The 18,967-nt window shown below is 51.1% G+C and carries 20 protein-coding genes; 6 read left to right on the top strand and 14 right to left on the bottom strand.

From position 1 onward, the window contains the following. Nucleotides 1–26: 26 nt before the first annotated feature. Nucleotides 27–1,016 carry a bile acid:sodium symporter family protein gene (locus BKD14_RS08255; RefSeq protein ID WP_075655138.1) on the bottom strand — a complete coding sequence of 330 codons (990 nt, stop codon included), beginning with the start codon at nucleotides 1,014–1,016 and terminating at the stop codon, nucleotides 27–29. A gap of 146 nt (nucleotides 1,017–1,162) precedes the next feature. Next, nucleotides 1,163–2,173, bottom strand: coding sequence for a UDP-glucose 4-epimerase GalE (gene galE / locus BKD14_RS08250; protein WP_022711787.1), 1,011 nt, complete (start codon nucleotides 2,171–2,173; stop codon nucleotides 1,163–1,165). A gap of 123 nt (nucleotides 2,174–2,296) precedes the next feature. Between galE and mazG the strand changes: the two genes are divergently transcribed. After that, complete coding sequence (mazG, locus tag BKD14_RS08245) at nucleotides 2,297–3,121, top strand: nucleoside triphosphate pyrophosphohydrolase (RefSeq protein WP_075655136.1); 825 nt, start codon at nucleotides 2,297–2,299, stop codon at nucleotides 3,119–3,121. 41 nt (nucleotides 3,122–3,162) lie between these two features. On the opposite strand, the gene BKD14_RS08240 is transcribed toward mazG, so the two are convergent. Both BKD14_RS08240 and BKD14_RS08235 read right to left on the bottom strand, forming a co-directional pair. Continuing rightward, complete coding sequence (locus BKD14_RS08240; protein WP_075655134.1) at nucleotides 3,163–3,768, bottom strand: flavin reductase family protein; 606 nt, start codon at nucleotides 3,766–3,768, stop codon at nucleotides 3,163–3,165. Between the two features lie 35 nt (nucleotides 3,769–3,803). After that, complete coding sequence (locus BKD14_RS08235; RefSeq protein ID WP_022711790.1) at nucleotides 3,804–4,397, bottom strand: nitroreductase; 594 nt, start codon at nucleotides 4,395–4,397, stop codon at nucleotides 3,804–3,806. Between the two features lie 206 nt (nucleotides 4,398–4,603). Here BKD14_RS08235 and BKD14_RS08230 point away from each other — a divergent pair, with 206 nt between their 5' ends. Then, nucleotides 4,604–5,737, top strand: a complete 1,134-nt coding sequence (locus BKD14_RS08230) for a hypothetical protein (RefSeq protein ID WP_139316365.1) — start codon at nucleotides 4,604–4,606, stop codon at nucleotides 5,735–5,737. A 149-nt stretch (nucleotides 5,738–5,886) separates the two neighbouring features. On the opposite strand, the gene BKD14_RS08225 is transcribed toward BKD14_RS08230, so the two are convergent. From BKD14_RS08225 to BKD14_RS08215, 3 genes are all read right to left on the bottom strand, one after another. Further along, the gene (locus BKD14_RS08225) at nucleotides 5,887–6,663 is read right to left on the bottom strand and encodes an amino acid ABC transporter ATP-binding protein (RefSeq protein ID WP_028233848.1); all 777 of its coding nucleotides are present in this window, start codon (nucleotides 6,661–6,663) and stop codon (nucleotides 5,887–5,889) included. Further along, entirely contained in the window at nucleotides 6,663–7,343 is a 681-nt protein-coding gene (locus BKD14_RS08220) for an amino acid ABC transporter permease (protein WP_075655132.1), read from the bottom strand. The genes BKD14_RS08225 and BKD14_RS08220 overlap by 1 nt, the downstream gene beginning before the upstream one ends. A gap of 133 nt (nucleotides 7,344–7,476) precedes the next feature. Continuing rightward, on the bottom strand, nucleotides 7,477–8,268 hold the full coding sequence (locus tag BKD14_RS08215) for an amino acid ABC transporter substrate-binding protein (protein ID WP_022711794.1): 792 nt from the start codon (nucleotides 8,266–8,268) through the stop codon (nucleotides 7,477–7,479). Nucleotides 8,269–8,711: 443 nt separating this feature from the next. Here BKD14_RS08215 and BKD14_RS08210 point away from each other — a divergent pair, with 443 nt between their 5' ends. Both BKD14_RS08210 and BKD14_RS08205 read left to right on the top strand, forming a co-directional pair. After that, on the top strand, nucleotides 8,712–9,146 hold the full coding sequence (locus BKD14_RS08210) for an NUDIX domain-containing protein (RefSeq protein ID WP_075655130.1): 435 nt from the start codon (nucleotides 8,712–8,714) through the stop codon (nucleotides 9,144–9,146). Between the two features lie 83 nt (nucleotides 9,147–9,229). Further along, nucleotides 9,230–9,991: an SIMPL domain-containing protein gene (locus BKD14_RS08205; protein WP_022711796.1), complete on the top strand. Its 762-nt coding sequence runs from the start codon at nucleotides 9,230–9,232 to the stop codon at nucleotides 9,989–9,991. A gap of 87 nt (nucleotides 9,992–10,078) precedes the next feature. On the opposite strand, the gene BKD14_RS08200 is transcribed toward BKD14_RS08205, so the two are convergent. Both BKD14_RS08200 and BKD14_RS08195 read right to left on the bottom strand, forming a co-directional pair. Then, nucleotides 10,079–10,375: a putative quinol monooxygenase gene (locus BKD14_RS08200; protein WP_022711797.1), complete on the bottom strand. Its 297-nt coding sequence runs from the start codon at nucleotides 10,373–10,375 to the stop codon at nucleotides 10,079–10,081. A gap of 105 nt (nucleotides 10,376–10,480) precedes the next feature. Continuing rightward, a complete protein-coding gene (locus BKD14_RS08195) occupies nucleotides 10,481–11,122 on the bottom strand; it encodes a hydrolase (RefSeq protein ID WP_075655128.1) in 642 nt (213 codons plus the stop codon). Nucleotides 11,123–11,364: 242 nt separating this feature from the next. Between BKD14_RS08195 and BKD14_RS08190 the strand changes: the two genes are divergently transcribed. Then, the gene (locus BKD14_RS08190; protein ID WP_075655126.1) at nucleotides 11,365–12,294 is read left to right on the top strand and encodes a LysR substrate-binding domain-containing protein; all 930 of its coding nucleotides are present in this window, start codon (nucleotides 11,365–11,367) and stop codon (nucleotides 12,292–12,294) included. An 11-nt stretch (nucleotides 12,295–12,305) separates the two neighbouring features. Here the strand turns inward: BKD14_RS08190 and BKD14_RS19305 are convergent, their stop codons facing one another. From BKD14_RS19305 to BKD14_RS08175, 3 genes are all read right to left on the bottom strand, one after another. Then, the gene (locus BKD14_RS19305) at nucleotides 12,306–12,776 is read right to left on the bottom strand and encodes a PliI family lysozyme inhibitor of I-type lysozyme (protein ID WP_075655124.1); all 471 of its coding nucleotides are present in this window, start codon (nucleotides 12,774–12,776) and stop codon (nucleotides 12,306–12,308) included. Nucleotides 12,777–12,855: 79 nt separating this feature from the next. Continuing rightward, complete coding sequence (locus BKD14_RS19300; protein ID WP_075655122.1) at nucleotides 12,856–13,680, bottom strand: hypothetical protein; 825 nt, start codon at nucleotides 13,678–13,680, stop codon at nucleotides 12,856–12,858. Next, on the bottom strand, nucleotides 13,677–14,219 hold the full coding sequence (locus BKD14_RS08175) for an RNA polymerase sigma factor (protein ID WP_022711802.1): 543 nt from the start codon (nucleotides 14,217–14,219) through the stop codon (nucleotides 13,677–13,679). The genes BKD14_RS19300 and BKD14_RS08175 overlap by 4 nt, the downstream gene beginning before the upstream one ends. 102 nt (nucleotides 14,220–14,321) lie before the next feature. Here BKD14_RS08175 and BKD14_RS08170 point away from each other — a divergent pair, with 102 nt between their 5' ends. Next, complete coding sequence (locus BKD14_RS08170) at nucleotides 14,322–15,767, top strand: S8 family serine peptidase (protein WP_075655120.1); 1,446 nt, start codon at nucleotides 14,322–14,324, stop codon at nucleotides 15,765–15,767. Between the two features lie 58 nt (nucleotides 15,768–15,825). Here the strand turns inward: BKD14_RS08170 and BKD14_RS08165 are convergent, their stop codons facing one another. Together BKD14_RS08165 and BKD14_RS08160 are read right to left on the bottom strand one after the other, a co-directional pair. Next, on the bottom strand, nucleotides 15,826–17,010 hold the full coding sequence (locus BKD14_RS08165; RefSeq protein ID WP_075655118.1) for a glycerate kinase: 1,185 nt from the start codon (nucleotides 17,008–17,010) through the stop codon (nucleotides 15,826–15,828). Between the two features lie 144 nt (nucleotides 17,011–17,154). Next, complete coding sequence (locus BKD14_RS08160; RefSeq protein WP_245293599.1) at nucleotides 17,155–18,645, bottom strand: SLC13 family permease; 1,491 nt, start codon at nucleotides 18,643–18,645, stop codon at nucleotides 17,155–17,157. Nucleotides 18,646–18,967 lie beyond the last annotated feature (322 nt).

The following is an 18,967-nucleotide window of genomic DNA, read 5'->3' as shown; positions in this document are numbered from 1 at the left end:
GTGATGCACCCTCTTCTCTTGTACTGTCAAAGTCCCTGCTCTGCCTGACTGCTTTCAAGCGCATCCGCCTGTGCCGCATATCTTCTGGCAAGCACCGCACAAGCCATCAGCTGTATCTGATGAAAAATCATTAATGGCAGTACAATTCCGCCCACCATCGCAGCCGGAAAGATTACGCTGGCCATTGGTGCGCCGCTGGCAAGGCTCTTTTTAGACCCGCAGAAAATGATTGTAATCCGGTCTGCACGCGAGAAGCCAAGCATTTTAGCAATGAAGCCGGTAAACCACAGAATGAAGGCCAGCAGACCGATATTCACGGCAATCATAATTGCCAGATCATGACCGGAAACTTCCGTCCACAATCCCTGCACCATCGCTTCACTGAAAGCGAGATAAACGACCATCACGATAGAGCCGCGATCGACAAGCCCCAGCGCTTTATTATGACGGCGTATAAAATGCCCGATCCATGGCTGTAAAATCTGTCCGGCAACGAAAGGAACCAGCAATTGCAGCAGGATGGACTCTAATGCATCAAGCGAAATGCCCGCCTCACCCTGTGTTGTGAACAGCAATCCGACCAGCAGCGGCGTCAGAAACATTCCGAGAATATTGGATGCGGAAGCGGAAACAATCGCAGCAGGTACATTGCCTTTGGCGATGGAAGTGAACGCGATGGATGACTGAACAGTAGATGGCAGAACGCAGAGAAACAGAATTCCCGCATAAAATGCCGAATTTGCAAAACCCGGAATTGCCCAGCCAAGCGAAAGCCCGATCAGCGGAAACACAACAAAAGTGACCGCCAATACGACGAGATGCAGCCGCCAGTGCACAATGCCCTGCACAACGGCTTGCTGCGATAATCTTGCCCCATGCAAAAAGAACAGCAGTCCGATTGCAAATTTTGTCGCCAGTCCGAACCAGTAAGCAGCCTCACCTTTGACGGGTAAGAGCGAAGCGACCAGAATAGCCAGAATGAGAGTCGAGATAAATTTATCGGGAAGAAAACGCATATATCCAAACTCATTTCTGTATTCTGAATCTGATGTAATAAATTAAAATAATGACATATATCATTATAATTAAATGATTTTACGGTAGATATAATTGTTGCTTTGCACTATCAGCGTGATGCAAAGCAAATATCTTTCAGACGATCTTAATCCGCATATCCGTTCGGATTTTTTGACTGCCAGTTCCACATATCTGCGCACATTTCACGCAGAGTTTTCTTGGCACTCCAGCCAAGCAGCTCTTTGGCATGAGCAGGGTCCGCATAGCAGGACGCAACATCACCGGGACGGCGCGGTGCAATTTCATAGCGGATCTGCTGGTTGGAAACATGCTCAAAAGCTTTGATAACATCGAGCACGCTATAGCCCTCACCTGTGCCGAGATTGATAGCCATGCATTTTGGTTCATCCAGCTTTGCAAGTGCTCTGAGATGCCCTTCGGCAAGATCGGTCACATGGATATAATCGCGCACGCCGGTGCCGTCCGGTGTCGGATAATCATTCCCCCAGATGCTCAGTTTTTCACGGCGGCCGGTGGCAACCTGCGCAATAATCGGCATCAGATTATTCGGAATACCCTTCGGATCCTCACCGATCAGCCCGCTTTCATGTGCGCCGACAGGATTGAAATAGCGCAGAATGGCAATGCTCCACTCAGGATCACTATTATAGAGATCGCGCAGCATTTCCTCGATCATCAGCTTGGTGCGGCCGTAAGGATTGGTTGCGGATAATGGATGGTTTTCATCCAGCGGCAGATGCTGCGGATCACCATAAACAGTGGCTGAGGAAGAAAAGACCAGCTTTTTCACGCCGGTACTGCGCATGGCCTGCAGAAGGCGCAAAGTGCCGAGCATATTGCAGTCATAATAATAAAGCGGCTTCTGGGTCGATTCACCGACAGCTTTCAAACCGGCAAAATGGATCACCGATGTGCATTGATAGGTCTGAATGACTTTCTGGAGAAACTCGCGGTCACGGATATCGCCGGTTTCGCGTTTCGGCATTCTTCCGGTGATCTGCTCAATACGCTGAAAAACCTCCGGGTGGCTGTTGTCGAAATTATCAACCACGACCACATCATGGCCGGTTTCAAGCAGGCGAACGCAAGTATGCGAGCCAATATAGCCGGCACCGCCGGTTACCAGAATTGTCATTCGTCTCTCGCTGATTTGTTTACAGACGGTTTTCTTGTGCCCGATTTTATGGCACCAGTAGGTTTAAATTGCCATATCATAAACCGGAATTATTTCCGGTCGCTGTTGAGACAGGAACCAGACATGCAGCCTTCCCGCGATATTCAGACCCTTTTAGACATTATGGTAGCGCTGCGTGATCCTGAAACCGGCTGTCCGTGGGATGTGGAGCAGGATTTTAGCACTATTGCGCCTTACACGCTTGAAGAAGCCTATGAAGTCATTGATGCCATTGAGCGCGATGATATGGACGACCTGCGTGAAGAGCTTGGTGATCTGCTGCTGCAAGTAGTGTTCCATTCCCGTATTTCCGAAGAAAAAGGCGGTTTTGATTTTGGTCATGTTGTGGAAGCTGTGACCAACAAAATGATCCGTCGCCATCCGCATGTCTTTGGCGATGACGAGGCGCGCTCGGCTGGTATGGCCAAAGGGTCATGGAACCGTATCAAACAGATTGAAAAAGATGAGCGCATTGCCCGCCGCACCGCGCTTGGTCTTGAAACCACTGAGAAAAAAGGCTTTCTCGATGACGTGCCTACTTATCTGCCTTCATTGGTCAGCGCACTGAAATATCAGCAGAAAGCTGCGCGCGTCGGTTTTGACTGGGCGGAAGCAGCGCCTATTCTGGATAAGGTTGCGGAAGAAACGCAGGAACTGCGTCAGGCTATGGACAATCAGGACAAGGCCAATATTGCAGAAGAATATGGTGATCTGCTGTTCGCCATGGTCAATCTCGGGCGCCATCTTGAATTGGAACCGGAAATGGCGCTGCGCGCAGCCAATGAGAAGTTCAAGCGCCGCTTTCACTTCATTGAAGATGAACTCAACAGCGGCAGTCATTCGCTGGAAGCTGCCACTCTCGATGAGATGGAAGCTCTCTGGAATAAAGCGAAACAGGCCGGAAAATAGGATTTACAATTCTCCGGCCTGCAAGCAGATTATGGAACAGATTATTCGCCCCATTTGGGGCGGAACATCTGATAAACCGTGTCGGTTGTGGCGAAATCCATATAGCCAAGACGGGTTACCGGTCTGGATTTGCTGATATCAATCAGACCATCGGTGAGGATAACCTCATCAATATGCACACCGACCACCTCGCCGATCACCATATAGGAATCCGTCAGCTGGCCATCCCTGCCCTGTAACTGCCGAATATCCACAGCAACGCATTCCAGCGATGCATAGGCCTCCGCTACACGTGGTGCAGCAATTTGCTCACAGGCAGCAGCAGTCAGCCCCGCATAGTCGAACTCGCTGGCACCGCGCGGCGCATTGACGGATGTTGCATTCATCTGTTTTGCCAGATGCTCACCGACCATATTGGCCGTAAATTCACGCGTTTCCTCAATGAAAGCCACACTATCCTTGTAGCCTGATGAACTGAACATCAGCAAAGGCGGCGTATCGCAGACAATATTGAAAAAGGAATAGGGGGCGAGGTTCAAAGCCCCCTCTTTCGAGCGCGTGCCGATCCAGCCGATCGGACGCGGCGCAACAATGGCCTTGAGCGGATTATGCGGCAGGCCATGGCCGTTTTGCGGTTCATAAAACATCAAATTACTCTGCTTTTCCGTTCCGGCAAGCCGGTTCAGCCCTGATATGGCCCGCTATAGTCCGAAACAATTGCCTGCAACTCAGGACGCGGACGATCCGGCGCCGGAGCTTTAGGCGTACCCAAATGCACAAAACCGGCTACTTTTTCATGGGGAGCAACTCCGAGCAGGCGTTTGCCCTCCTCGTCATCGGAATACCAGTTGGTAATCCAGTTGCTGCCATAGCCCAGTGCATTGGCAGCATTGCAAAGCTGCATCGCCGCAGCACCAGATGACAGGAACTGCTCCCATTCAGGAATACGGTCAGTGTCGCGCGGGCTGCAGATAATTCCGATAACAAGCGGCGCACGGGAGAAGCGTTTCAGCTCTTTCTCACGGTGGCTGTCGTTAAATTCTTCATTCTGCTGCTGTGCGCGCTGTGCTGCCCGCTCTGCCAGCATTTCACCAATCTGAATGCGGGCATCGCCGCGATAAATGATAAAGCGCCACGGATTGAGCTTGCCGTGATCCGGCACGCGGGAGGCAATTGTCAGGATCTGCGCCAGTTCATCAGCCGATGGTGCAGGCTCAATCAGGCCGACAATCGGTGTGGAGCTGCGGGTTTTCAAAAAATCAATGAGATCTGACACGTTACTTCCTGCCTGTTCTGTTCGATTCCGTCATTATGACCGTCTTTATTGCCAATTCTGCTCTGCAATGACAGAGCGCATATGCAGTAATATGTGTTTATAATGCAAACGGGCGATATTTTGCTGGGCGCAGCCTTGAAAATGCCTTTACACTGCGGTCAAACAATAAAGACTTGAGACTTTGAAATTCAAATGAGTACCGGCTTATGAAATTCAGCCCTGTTCTGCACGCCAGAAACTTATCAGCCAAGAACACACAGCGTGTAAAGCAATGCCGCAATCTCTGCGCTTTTGCATTGGTTTCGACGGGTCTGATGATCGGTGGTTCAGCGTCAGCTCAGGAACTGCCTCAACCGCAGGACGGTTTCTCCATGCGCGTTGTGCCGGGCGCACAATTCGACAAGCTGCAATTACCTAAAATTTCAGTGCCGGAAGGCGAAACGCCGGACAACACACCGCCGACCGGTGCAATTATGTCGCCGGCAGCTCCGGCAGCGGGCATCACACCTTACGCTGATCCGCGCAGCCTGCAGAATTCACCGCTGGCCAATCAGAATGAGTTGCTGCTGGAAGCACAGCTGACAGCGGACGGCCCTGCTCTGAGCCAGGGGCTGGTATGGCGTGTATTCTCACCGGAGCCGGATGGTGAGGACAAGCTGCCGCTGATTGCAACAGCAACAGGCGGCACTGCCAGCTTTTCACTGCCGGAAGGCAGCTATCTCGTGCATGTCAGCTTTGGCCGCGCCGGAGCCACCAAGCGCATTACCGTGCGCAATGCCAGTCGCCATGAAAAACTGATCCTTGATGCAGGCGGTCTGAAGCTCAGTGCCAAACTGCCGGACGGCAAGGAAATTTCTGACAAATTCCTGCGCTTCTCGATTTATGAAAATGACGATGAAGGCAATGAGCGCTCGCTGATCGTGCCGAATATCAAACCGGATACGGTGGTGCGCCTCAATAGCGGCACCTATCACGTGGTTTCCAATTACGGCAATGCCAATGCCGTAATCCGCGCTGAAATTGTGGTCAGCGCCGGTAAGCTGACGGAGGCAACTGTTGAGCATAATGCGGCGGAAGTCACCCTGAAATTGCTGCGCGATGTCGGTGGGGAAGCGCTTGCCGATACATCATGGAATATCGTCAATACCAATGGTGATATCGTCTATGAAAGTGTCAGCGCCTATGCATCGCTGGTGCTTGCATCCGGTGATTATATCGCTGTGGCCAAAAACAAAGACCGTCTCTATCAGCGTGAATTTACCGTGGAATCCGGTAAAAACGAAGATGTTGACGTATTTGCCAAAGCCGAGAACGAAGTCGATAGCGATCAGGTTGATTAAAACATTTCCCAAAAATGGAAAATGCTCTGAAGTATCATTGTCATTTCCAAACTAATTTCACACAGCAATAAAAAACCTGCAATCATATGATTGCAGGTTTTTTATTTATATCAATATTTTGACTGAATTTGTTAATGCAAAAAATTCAATCAAATACCCGCCCCCTGGCTGAACCCCTGACCTTCATGGGTCAGCGTATTCACGAAGCGGCGGGTACGATCTTCCTTCGGCGAGCGGAAGATTGCCTGCGCGGTACCACGCTCTACAATCACACCATTATCGATAAACAGCACATCCTCGGCTATTCTCGATGCCAGCCGCAAATCATGGGTCACCATAATCATGGTTGTGCCTTCTTTGGCCAGCTGCGCCAGCACATCGACCACCTCACCGGACAATTCCGGATCAAGTGCCGAAGTCGGCTCGTCGCAGAGCAGAATTTTAGGCGACGGAGCCAATGCACGGGCGATGGCGACACGCTGTTGCTGACCACCAGAGAGGGTTGCAGGCCATGCATCAGCCTTCTGCGACAGGCCTACCTTTTCAAGCAGCTGCTTTGCCCGCTCCCTCGCCTTTTCCTTCGGCCATTTCTGAACTGTAATCAGACCCTCGGTGATGTTCTCGGTGACTGTACGATGCGGAAACAGCTGAAAATTCTGAAAGACCATGCCGGAGTGACGGCGGATCAGATGAATTTCTTTTTGGCTGACTTTGCGTTCAGGAGAAAAACTCAGCCTGTCACCCGCAATTTCAATATCACCGGAAGTCGGCACTTCCAGCAGATTGAGACAGCGCAGCAATGTGCTTTTACCGGCGCCGGACGGCCCGATAAAGGCTGTCACACTGCCCTCGGCAATTGACAGAGAGATATTGTCGAGCACGGTATGGTCGCCGAATTTTTTTACGATATTTTTGAGTTCGATCATCATGAACGGACCTCCAGAAAGCCGCCATAACGCTTCAGACGTGCTTCCAGACGGGTTTGCAGATAAGACAGCACAGAGCTGAGTGCCAGATAAAGGAGCGCGGCTTCCACATAAAGGATCAGCGGCTCATAGGTAACCGCAACGATACGCTGCGCCGCCTGAAACATTTCAGGCACAGTAATTGCCGCAGCCAGAGATGTGTCTTTAACCAGAGAAATAAAACTGTTGGAGAGCGGCGGCACGGCATTGGGCGCAGCTTGCGGCAGGATCGTGCGGCGCATCGCCTGCCCCCAGCTCATGCCTGTTGCATAGGCTGCTTCCCACTGCCCTTTAGGCACAGCGACAATCACGCCGCGGAAAATTTCAGAGGAATAAGCACCGATGCTTAAAGTAAAGCCGATCAGCGCCGCCGGAAATGCATCCAGCGTAATGCCGACACTCGGCAATCCGTAAAAGATCAGGAACAGCTGCACCAGCAAAGGTGTGCCGCGGATCAGCCAGACATAAAAATTGACGATTGCTGCAACGGGACGCGGCGCGAACAATCGGGTCAGAGCCACAAAAAGACCGAGTGTTGTGCCGAACAGAAATGACAATAATGTCAGCGGAATAGTGAAAACCAGAGCTGCCCACAATAGCGGCCCCAAAGATTCAAGCATAAGCGATAAAACGTCAGACATTGAATGCGTCCCCGTCATAATTGTTTCCCCTCAGACGGAATTACTGAGGCTGAAAATGGTTCCTGCCCCGTTGCCCGCGCAACGGAAAACCGGCGATAATATATCGCCGGTATCAAAGTTCCGGGAGGATAACTTATTTAGAGACGTCTGCGCCGAAATATTTTTCGGAGATTTTGGCATAAGTGCCGTCGGTTTTGATCTGCTCAAGCGCTTTGTTGACTTCGGCAAGCAAATCTTCCTCGCCTTTGCGCAGCAACACGCCGGAACGATCAGCATTTTCAAGCTCGGCAGCAACTTCCAGCGGCACATCAGGCTTCTGCTTTTTGAAGTCGAGGAAGGACAGGCTGGCATTCACTGTTGCTTCCGCACGGCCGCTCAGCACCAGCTGAACCGACTGGTCAAAGCCGTCATTGGCAACAATTTCCGCACCATATTCACGGGCAATTTTACCATAGTTGCTGCTCAGCGACTGTGCGGCTTTGCGGCCCTTCAGGTCTTCAAATTTCTTGATATCCGTATTACCGGTTTTCACAATCAGCACGGCTTTTGAAGCAATATAAGGCTCGGAGAAATTGTATTTCTTCTGGCGTTCCGGCGTAATGCCGACCTGATTGATAACTGCATCATAGCGGTTGGCATCGAGACCGGCGATCAGACCGTCCCATTTGCCTTCAAGGAATTTGGCTTCAACGCCGAGACGCTTGGCAATTTCCTGACCGATTTCCACGTCAAAACCGACCAGCTTGCCGTCTTTGTCATGATAGGTGAACGGCGCATAAGTGCCTTCTGTACCGATCTTGAGAACGCCTTCCGCTTTGATGCGATCCAGAGCAGCATCAGCGAAAGACTGGCTGGTCATAACGCCCGAAGCCAGAACGGCTGACTGCAACACACCAACTGCAACAATAGACTTAAACCAGCTCATATACCTTGTCCTTTTAAACGCAACCTTTTCACTGAAAAGGTTATTCTCATATTATAAAAGCTTTCCGGGCGGAGCTGCTGTGGTGCAGTCCGTGTTGCGAATAAGATGTCACGGCCACTCAAACCATCACAGATATAATTCCACGTCCTGCAATTTATTATGCAAAAATAAATTCCTAATTTTGTCCTATTGTAGAATTTTATACCAATCATAATCTTCAGGCTGACAGAATGAAAAAACACATTCTACAGAAACGTTTATTCTGCCCACTGATTTTCTGAATAATGCATGAACCGGTGTTTTGTTGCCTGATAGACGAAGATTTTTGCTCAAATCAGACTATATTGCAGAAAATCATTCATCCAGGCTTCATATTTGCGTCGCTATAAGAAGCTGTCGCTTGTCTGAAGTTCCTTTTAACACTGCCCTCAGGAATTTTTCTCATGTCCGCAGAAACTACCCCGACAAACCGTATCCGTATTGCAGCTGCAATTCTGATGGCACCGGACAACCGGATCTTGCTGGTACGCAAAGCGGGCACAACCGCATTCATGCAGGCAGGCGGTAAGATTGAAAACGGAGAAACACCGGTTGCAGCATTACAGCGTGAGCTTAGTGAAGAACTGGGACTGACGGTCAATCAGGATCAGGCGCATTATCTCGGAGCTTTCTCAGCACCGGCCGCAAATGAACCGGGCTATACGGTTGAGGCTGAGGTGTTTCGCATTGCCCTCACCCAGCCGGTCGCCAAGGCCGCAGAAATTGAAGAAATTGTCTGGGTTGATCCGCTGCAAAAAGTGGAACTGCCGCTGGCACCTTTGACGGAGAATTATTTGCTGCCGCTATGCAAGGAATTTATGCCTGTCGCAAAACTATAATCAGATTGCCTGCTTTTAGCCTAAAAACATCCGTAATTCATTGAAATATAGCAGTTAAACCGATTTCATTATCAGGAGAAACTATGACACACCGTAAAACAGCCGCCCTTTTCGCTTCAGCATTTCTTGCGGTTTCTTTTGCCAGTGCGCTTTCGCAACCGGCCTTTGCACAGGAGAAAAATGTGTCAGAAAAACAGCAGGCATTCATTGTGATCACAGGTGAAGGTGAAGCTCAGGCCGCTCCGGATATGGCTATTCTCGACCTGACCGTCTTGCGGGAAGCTAAAACCGCCCGTGAAGCGATGACCGACAACAATAAGGCAATGTCTCAGGTACTGGCTGCGATGAAAGAAGCCGGTATTGAAGACCGTGACCTGCAAACCTCCGGTGTCAATATTCAGCCGACCTACACTTATCCGAGCGATAAAAACGGCCTGAAAGCACCGAAAATCATCGGCTATAACGTAACCAACGGCCTGACCGTGCGTGTGCGCGATCTCGATAAAGTCGGCGATCTGCTGGATAAATCCATTGATCTCGGCGTCAACCAGAGCGGTGGCCTGCGTTTCGTCAATGATGATCCGTCAAAAGTGCTGATGGATGCCCGTAAAAAAGCCATGGAAAATGCCATGGAAAAGGCAAAAGTCCTGACCGAAACTGCCGGTGCAAAACTCGGTCGCGTGCTTGAAATCACCGAATATGGCAATAATCCGCGCCCGATGCCGATGGCACGCACCAAAATGGTCGCAATGGCTCAGGAAGCAATGGCTGATTCAGTACCGGTTTCAGCCGGTGAAAACAGCTACAATGTGAATGTGACCGTAAAGTTCGAAATCACACAATAAGCGAACCGGTCATATAACAATCAGAACCCTGCCCTTGCGGCAGGGTTTTTTATTATGCGCGGGATTGTACGGGAAAATCGCGCCGTGTCATTCCAAGCGGTCAAGAAAATAGGCGAATTCTGTATTTTCGACATTTTGCGCCCCGTTTTCATGGAAAAACTGAATATGCGGCCCTTCATTATGATGTTTGTGCTGATGTTCCTGTGATGCCCAGTGCTCTATGAAAACAAAGCGGGACGGGTCGGCACGATCAATGAACAGATCATAGCTGATATTCCCCTCTTCTTTGCGGGACTGATCGACAATCGCCTTAAGATCGCGCCGTAATGTTCCTTCTTTACCCGCCTTGGCGCGCAGGCTGACAACAACGAAGAGATCGCCCATAAACATGCTCCTCTCATTTGAAATCCTTGCCTGTTCAATGCGGACAGAGCATTTCCAATGGTCAAGAATAAACCGGAAATGTTCTGCCCGCATTGGAAGCAAAGCTTACTCGGCTTTGTCGTAGGAGAACTGGATACCTGCGGTACCGCCGGTCTGGATGAACAGATCCATAAATTGCGGAACTGTTTCCTTGCGCTGCCAGTCGCGCTGCAATTCGCAGAACAGCTGAACCACGCTGATCATCTTGCCGCCCGCCTGTTCTATGCGCCGCAATGCAGCTTCATGCGCCTGTACCGAAGTACCGCCCACAGCATCAGCCACGACATAGACTTCATAGCCTTCAGCAAGCGCATCAATCGCCGGAAATGTCAGACAGGCCTCAGTCCAGAGCGCCGTCATAATCAATTTCTTGCGTCCGGCCTGCTCTACGGCTTTACGGAATTCAACATCCTCCCAGGAATTGATTGTGGTGCGGTCAATCGTCGGAATCCCTTCAAGGGCTTTGCGGACCTGCGGAATAGGAGGCTTGTTGAGACCGGTTTTTACATTCACGGTTGAGTGAATAATCGGCAAATCATAAACGCGTGCAGCTTTGGATGCGCCAACGATATGATTGATAAGCAGTTGCCTGTCCATGGAGGCAATGGAGTTCACCTGCACAGGCTGATAATCAATAATGATAAAGGCTGAGTTTTTAGGGCTGAGCAGCCGGTCTTTTACAGGATCACGAATGGGTTCGCTTGTCATTGCATAGTCTCCTCGAACACAGGGAAAACAATTCCACAACGTCCCGAACCGAGAGCATCAAAGCCTCAGCCGAAACGCAATTCTGATTTAATTTCAAGCAGATAAGATGATAGTTACTTGCGGGTGACGAAATTTACCGACCGTTGTTTTTTGGAAAAACAACAACGCGGTGAAATAGTAACATCGGTGCCTTTATTAGAAAAGATTTGAATACTGAAACGCAGCATTCTATATTTGCAACGATGCAGAACCTGAACGACTTGTTCTATTTTGTCCAAGTGGTCACGCACGGCGGCTATGCTGCTGCGGCACGGATAACGGGTGTGCAAAAATCGACATTAAGCAGGCACATCACCAATCTGGAAGAGTTTTTGCAGGCAACGCTGATTTACCGGTCAAGCCGCCGTTTTGCACTCACTGAGGTCGGGGCTGAATATTACCGCCAATGTCTTGTTGTGCTCGAAAATATTGAGGCCGCACAGCGTATCATCGACCGCAATTATGAAGAGCCAAGCGGCACCATCCGCATTGTCTGCCCCGTCGGGCCGCTCAATTATAAAATCAGCGATTTGATTACAAAATTCATGCAGCACTTTCCCAAGGTTGATGTGCATCTCAAATGCATTAACAGAAATGTAGATGTGATCGGCGAAGGATATGATCTCGTTATTCGCGAGGACAATAACGGATATCATGAGAATAATGCGCTTGTGACTCGTGTGATTGGTACAAATCCGCAATGTCTCGTCGCCGGCAAGGATTTATTCAGCGATGCGTCTCCGCCGGCAGAACCGAAAGATCTGGCAGGATTTCCGACCCTTGCTTTTGGCTTTCCCAAAATTGAACGTGCTGTCAGCGCCGGCCGTCCTCACTATGAATGGTCATTCCGTGATGAACGCGGTCGTGCGCAGCGCATCAGACATGTGCCGCGCCTGATAACAGACAGCCATGAAACATTGCGCAACGCAGTGATACGCGGTCTGGGTATCGCACAATTGCCGTTCTGGATTGTTAGCGGGGATATAAAAACAGGACAGCTGATACAGTTGCTTCCCGATTACCGGCTTAATGAGCCGGTAATTCATGCTGTATATCCCTCAACCAAAGCGCAGGCACCCAATATCCGTGCTCTTGTTGGTTATCTGTCAGAGTCACTGAGCCTGAGCCGGTAATAAAAGCCGTTTTATGGTTTCTTCAGGTTCTGTTGCTGTTGGCTATAGGCACGTTTGGCTTCAATCAGCAGGTCTTTCTTGGTGTCGCTTGCAAAATTCAATACCCGCTCAACCGTATTATCATCGAGTTTCAGCACATCCACATCCAGATAATTACCGGAACCCGCAGTTAGTTTGGCGATAATCATCTCGGGATTACCGTCGCCGGTAATATCCGAAAAACTGACACGCGGCTCGCCCTTGTCACCAAAAACAGAGCCGTCGCGTGCAAAAATTCCGCCGCCAAGATAGTCAATCAGCCCGTCATCTTTATAGAGCGCAACCGTGTAACTGCCGATGGATGCAGGTTCCAGATCACCTTCTGAAATCACTGCAATCCGTTTATCCGGCAGTGGCATCATCACCGCATTTCTGGCGGATGCAGGCGCAACCAGAAGTGTTGAGACCAGGGCTGCGGTTAAAATCTGCTTTGAATATTGCATTGTCTTTTCCTGACATCTTTGAAAAATCTTTAAGCAATTTCCCAAAGATGCCCGCACAATAAGACTTTCCTGTGATGCATCACTGCTTGAGTGCCGCCCTTTCCTCTTCCGCTGACAACGGTGCACCGGCCTGAATGGACTGCAAATAAATATCGACAGTTTCCTGTGCTGAGGCAGGAATATAATTTTGCGTATCCTGCTGTGAAGCCAGCGCAAAACGCAATTTCCAATCCTCCTGCTCAAGACAAGATACAGCCACATAGCCGGACTGCCCCGCGCTGTTCAGACGAAACTCACGGCACAGATGATTTTCCCCGTCACGGAAGCTGGCAATCACCTGCATAGAGGCATTCTGCTCAGCCAGATTGACAGTCTCGCCGGAAGCCACTTTATGCAATTGTGCCTGCACGGCAGATGCTGTGAGCGAAGCAAGACCTGCGCCTTCAGGCTGTGCATTTTGCAGGCCGCTCTGCCCCATGAAATAACCGCTGAAACCGGTAACCGCAGCCAGCAAAACAGCTGCAGCGGCTGCCGACCAGTTGGTTGCAAAAAGCGGTTTGCGCGGCTTTGCACGAAACGGAACAATGACATTCTCGCGCTCTGCATCCGCTGAAACCGGCTCTGCCACTTCAGCAGTTTTCTGCTGTTTTTCCTGCTCATGGCGTGCAACCATGCCCTGCACGGCGGCCATTAATGCCTCCGGCACCGGCTCATCCAGCATCGGCCGCAAAGCGTCCTGTGCAGCCGCGCGGGTTTCCATAAACAGCGCCACGCGCGCGATCAGCGCATCGTCATGCTCCATAGCTGCTTCAATGCGCGCCGTTGTCTCTTCATCCAGCTCGCCATCGGCAAAGGCCATCAGCTCTTCATCGCTGAAATCTTTATGCGGTTGGGATTGTGTCATTGATTACCGCCTTTCACAGGGGATAAACGCATGGGATCCTTGTCTATTCCCGTTCGTTCAGCAAGATTTTTCCGTGCTCTCGCCAGTCTGCTCATCACAGTACCTATTGGTATCTCAAGCAGCTCCGCAGTCTCCTTGTAGGAAAGCTCTTCCACGCAGACCATAAGCAGCACCTCGCGCTGCTCGTCAGGCAAATGCCCGATTGCTTCCGACACATTTTGCAGGGTCATACGGGCAATAGCCGCATCTTCACCTGATGGTGTGCTGATATCTTCATGATTGGCAATATCATCGCTGATACCGGCTGTCTTCTGCCTGCGTAATGTATCAATCCAGATATTGCGCAGGATGCGGAACATCCATGCATCAAAGCGTGTGCCGGGCTGAAAACTGTGTTCTGCGGCCAGTGCTTTTTCACAGGCGGCCTGCACCAGATCGTCCGCTAACTCGCGGGAGCGGCACAAAGCGATAGCAAAACGGCGTAAATTCGGTAAAAAACCTATTAAACGCTGTGAAAAACTTAGTCCGTCATCTGTCATAAGAGGATTCTGTCCGAAAAATCGAATAAAACACCGAGCCATACGTTCTGCATTTGGGCAATCTTACGATAAAGCCCATCAACAGAAAACTGGAACAGATCAATGTTAAATTGTCTATACAGGCATACCGGCAGGCTTCTCCGCTCTGCCAGTCTTTTATTTGTTGCGACGGGTATTGTAACAACCGCTCCGTCGCTCATGCTTTCCGCTGAGTTCTCTGTCGTCAGTGCCGCTTATGCAGATGATGATGACGGCGATGATGGTGGCAGTGATGATGACGGAGGATCCGGTAATAGCGGGCGCTCCGGCAGTGACGGCGGCAAACGCTTTCGCGGGCCGCAGACGCTGATGGACTATCTGGACAACCGTCGTCAGATACAGGCGCCCAGAACCCGCAGCACGGCAAAGAAACGTCAACAGGCAGCACCTGTTTACGAGCCTCGCAGGCTTGTGGCACTCGGTCTCAGCGATGAGAATATTGCACAATTGCAGCAACAGGGTTTCTCTGTGGCTGACAGGGTGGAAATGCGCCTGACTGGTGCACAACTCACCCGTCTGCAAATACCGGCAAAAATGTCATTGCAAACTGCACGCCAGCGCGTATCCGCGCTCGTGCCGGATGCGGTGGTTGATTTCAACCATTATTACCAACCGGAACAGACAACCGCCCCGCAAACAGAAACAAAACCGGCTCCCGCAGCCTGCAACGGCACAGACTGCACGCTGATGCGTGATCTGATCGGCTGGAATGAGCCGAAAGCCGGTGCCGCGACTTGCACCACACTGCCAAAGATCGGCCTGATTGATACGGCCGTTAATCCCGATCATGAATCGCTCAAACAGGCGCGTCTGGAAATCATCCGCCTCAGTGATGATGAGCTGCCGCAATCAGGCACGCAGCATGGCACAGCCGTTGCGGCTCTGCTTGTCGGCGCAGAAAACAGCCGTGCACCGGGCTTGCTTCCGCAGGCAGAACTGATTGCAGTGGATGTGTTTCACGGCACCAAAGGCGATAATAACCGTGCCACAACCTATGACCTGATCCGCGCAATTGATCTTCTGGCGGAAAAACAGGTACCGCTCATCAATATGAGCCTTTCAGGGCCGGATAATTTATTGCTGCAAAAGGCCGTTGAGGCGGCGGCACAGCGTAAAATTACACTGGTTGCTGCTGCGGGCAATGAAGGCCCTCATGCCAAACCGGTTTATCCTGCCGCCTATCAGAATGTGATTGCGGTCACGGCGGTTGACCGCAACGGCAATCCGTACAGGCGCGCTGTGCGCGGCGAGCATATTGATCTGGCTGCACCGGGTGTCGGTGTCTGGACGGCAGCTTCCGTATCCGGCGCACGGCAAAAGACCGGCACATCTTTTGCAGCACCATTTGTCACTGCCGCAGCAGCAAGGTTGAAAGCTGAAAAGCCTGATCTGGATAACCGGCAAATTGCGGAAGAGCTGAGCCGTCAGGCCAAAGATATGGGAAAACCAGGTCATGATCCTGTCTTCGGCTGGGGGCTGATTAATGCGCAGTCTCTTTGTACCAGCTAATAAAGATTAAGCCCTGCAATGGATATTGCAGGGCTTATAATTAAGGCACTTGTTTTGTTCAGGCGGCCATCCGATGGTTCATCAACATGCCGATCATCACCATACGTACGGCATCTTCCGAGGCATGTGCCAATAATTTAGGGGCGGCATCAATCGCATCCTCCAGTGAGCAGGGGCGGCTCAGGATAGATGCGAAAGCATCAATACCGTGATCGAGATTGAGACGTACACCCTTCCCGATTGTACCCGCCAGCGCGATCACCGGAGTACCGCGTTTTTTGGCGCGTAAGGCCACTTCTGCAGGAACTTTGCCGAATGGTGTCTGCCCGTCCAGACTGCCTTCAGCAGTAATCACCAGATCAGCATCCGTTAGATAACGGTCAAGATCGAGATATTGCATAACGATCTCATAACGCGGATGCAGCTTGCCACAGAGCAGACCCAGTACCGCAGCGCCCAAGCCGCCGGAAGCCCCTGCCCCTTGCGCAGAACCGACATCTATACCGGTCGCCAGACCGATGTGATGCGCATAATTTTCCATAGCATGTGCCAGTATTTCCACCTGCTCCGGCGTAGCGCCTTTCTGCGGGCCAAAAACACGAGCCACGCCACGTTCTCCCAGCAGCATATTATGCCAGTTCACAGCCGCATCAATCTGCACAGTTTCAAGACGCGGATCGCGATTGCTGATATCAATTGCGGCAAGTTTGCCGAGAGCCGCGCCACCGGCATCCAGCACGCACCCTGCACTGTCGAGCAGTTTAATGCCGAGCGCCTGCGCCATGCCTGCACCGCCGTCATTAATACCGCTGTCACCGCAGCCCAGCAGAATGCGCTCGGCACCGGCATCCAGTGCGGCTTTGACCAATTCGCCGACACCATAGCTGGTAGTCAGGCACGGGTTGCGCTGGTCACGGGGTACGAGGCTCAGCCCTGCGGCCGAAGCCATTTCCAGAACGGCCGTGCGCTTGGCGTCACCATTGGCACCGCGCGTGCCCAGAAATCCGAAATGTGCCTGAACCGGCTGGCCAACCGGCCCCGTCACCATTACCTCATGCAATGTACCTTGCGTGGCATTAATCAGCGCCTTGGTAAAACCTTCGCCACCATCTGCCATCGGCGCTTTAATAATATGTGCATCCGGCACAGCCCGTCGAATGCCTTTCTCAATCGCATCTGCAGCTTCGTCCGCGGACAGGCTTTCTTTGAAACCTGATGGGGCAACCAGAACAGTGATAGACATTGTGACAGTTTCCTTTGCAAATTGTGACAATTGAATTGCAAGGGAAGAACGGGGGCTGACGCGGTTTATTCCGCAGAATTTTATTTATTTTCAAAAAACATAAAAAAAGCCCCGATATTCATCGGGGCTACGTAACTCTTTGAATTATTTCAGGCTCATTCCCTGCATCGGCCATATCAGCAAGGCGAATATCATCAGCAATCCAATGAATGGCACGATCAGCCAGAGTGCCAGCCGCAGCAAATCCCGCTGGCTGAAAGGTTGCGGATCGGCTGTGCCGAACAATGTGACAGGCTTTGCGGAAACCAGCAGTGTCTGGCAGAATCCGCTGGCCAGCGTAACCACCAAAATGAGCGGCGTGACTGCAATTCCGAGACCGGCCAGCGGCAGACAAAGCGCAGGTATAAGCACAATAGCGCGGGCAGTTCGGGAATTGATGACAATATGCGCCAAGGTCGCCGTGATCGCAGCAAAACCGATAATCAGCGCCGGATAACCGGCCAGTCCGGCACCAAAAGCACTTAGCATTCGCTGTGCGATCAGTTCCGCAGTACCGGTGGTAAGCAGCGCCTCGCCGATTACCAGAGTACCGGCTAAAAACAGCAGCAGGTTCCACTCCACCAGTTTCAGTGCTTTTTTAAAGGAAACCGGTGAGAGCTTTTCAGATGTCACCAGCAATGCGGCAATCAAGGCAATCAATGGCATATCAATGCCGTGTAATGCCGTAGTGGCAAACATCACTACCGTTGCGCCGGTAATCAGCAACAACATTTTCTGCTGGTGTGTCAGTGCTGTTTCGTCCTGCTTGTCCGTCCATTGCGGCAGCGATTGCTTGCGCTCTTCAGCATTCAAAAACAAGCGCAGAATAAGCTCGCAGGCAATCAGACTGATAAGCAGTGAGAACGGCGCGGCAAAAGCAATCCAGCTGAGAAAATCCATTTCACGACCACCGGTTCGGCTGATGAAATCCGCAGCTACCAGATGTGCGCCTGCGCCTGTGAGTGACGCACCGGCAGACAGCAAAATAATCGTGGGGAACAACAAGGCCAAAGCACGGGTAAAACCGGCACTGAATGCCGAACCGGCAATTGCCACATAGACAGGCAATAAAATTGCTGCGCGCGCGGAGGTGGAAGGAATGATGAAGGCCGTCATGAAGACAAATAATGTCAGCAGATAAAATAGTGACCGGACGGATTTCAGCCTTGTCAGATTACGCAGCAGCAACCTCTCAATCAGACCTGATGCCTGCAAGACAGCTGCAAGAATGAAGGCCGCCAGCATCAGCCAGATTATGTCTTTGCCAAGCGCCGCATAGACAGCCTCATTACTCACGGTTCCGGTAACAGCCAGTGCGATTGCACCACTGAGCGCCACAGGTGTTTCCGGCAAATCCAATATCACCCAGCATACAAGCGTGACGACGAAAACCGCAACGGACACCCGCATTGGCATGGTCAGCCCGTCAATTGCTCCAAAAATCAAAATAGCGGAAAAACCAAGGATCAGTGCCGCAATGATTTGCTTCACTTGTTTCAGCGGCATTGCAGATACCGGCACAGCAGCTTTTGATGAATTGTCAGCCAGTTTAGCCGGTGTAAGTCTTGTAATATTATGAAGTGATTGTTCTGCCATAAGCCTGAGCCCTTATATGTTTCTTGTCAGGGCTAACGGCTGAGGCATGAGATTATTCCGTTTTATTTCAAAATCGCACCGGTGCAGAATCATAACCACCGTAAAAACACAGTAATAAGCGCGGTTTATCGGTATCAACTATATCAAAGCCTGCCCGATCTCCACCCTTTGAGAAAAAGCAATCACTCATCTGCTCGCAAAAATGCTGCACAATAAAAAAGATCCGACAGGGATAGAGGGGTGCGCGGTAAATCAATGATAGTAACCGCAAAGTTACGCACATAATCTGCAATCAATTCGGCCATACCCCATTGATACGAAA

Source organism: Pseudochrobactrum sp. B5 (genome assembly GCF_001939785.1).
GTDB lineage: Bacteria > Pseudomonadota > Alphaproteobacteria > Rhizobiales > Rhizobiaceae > Pseudochrobactrum > Pseudochrobactrum saccharolyticum.
This window is presented reverse-complemented; position numbering and strand designations above follow the sequence as displayed.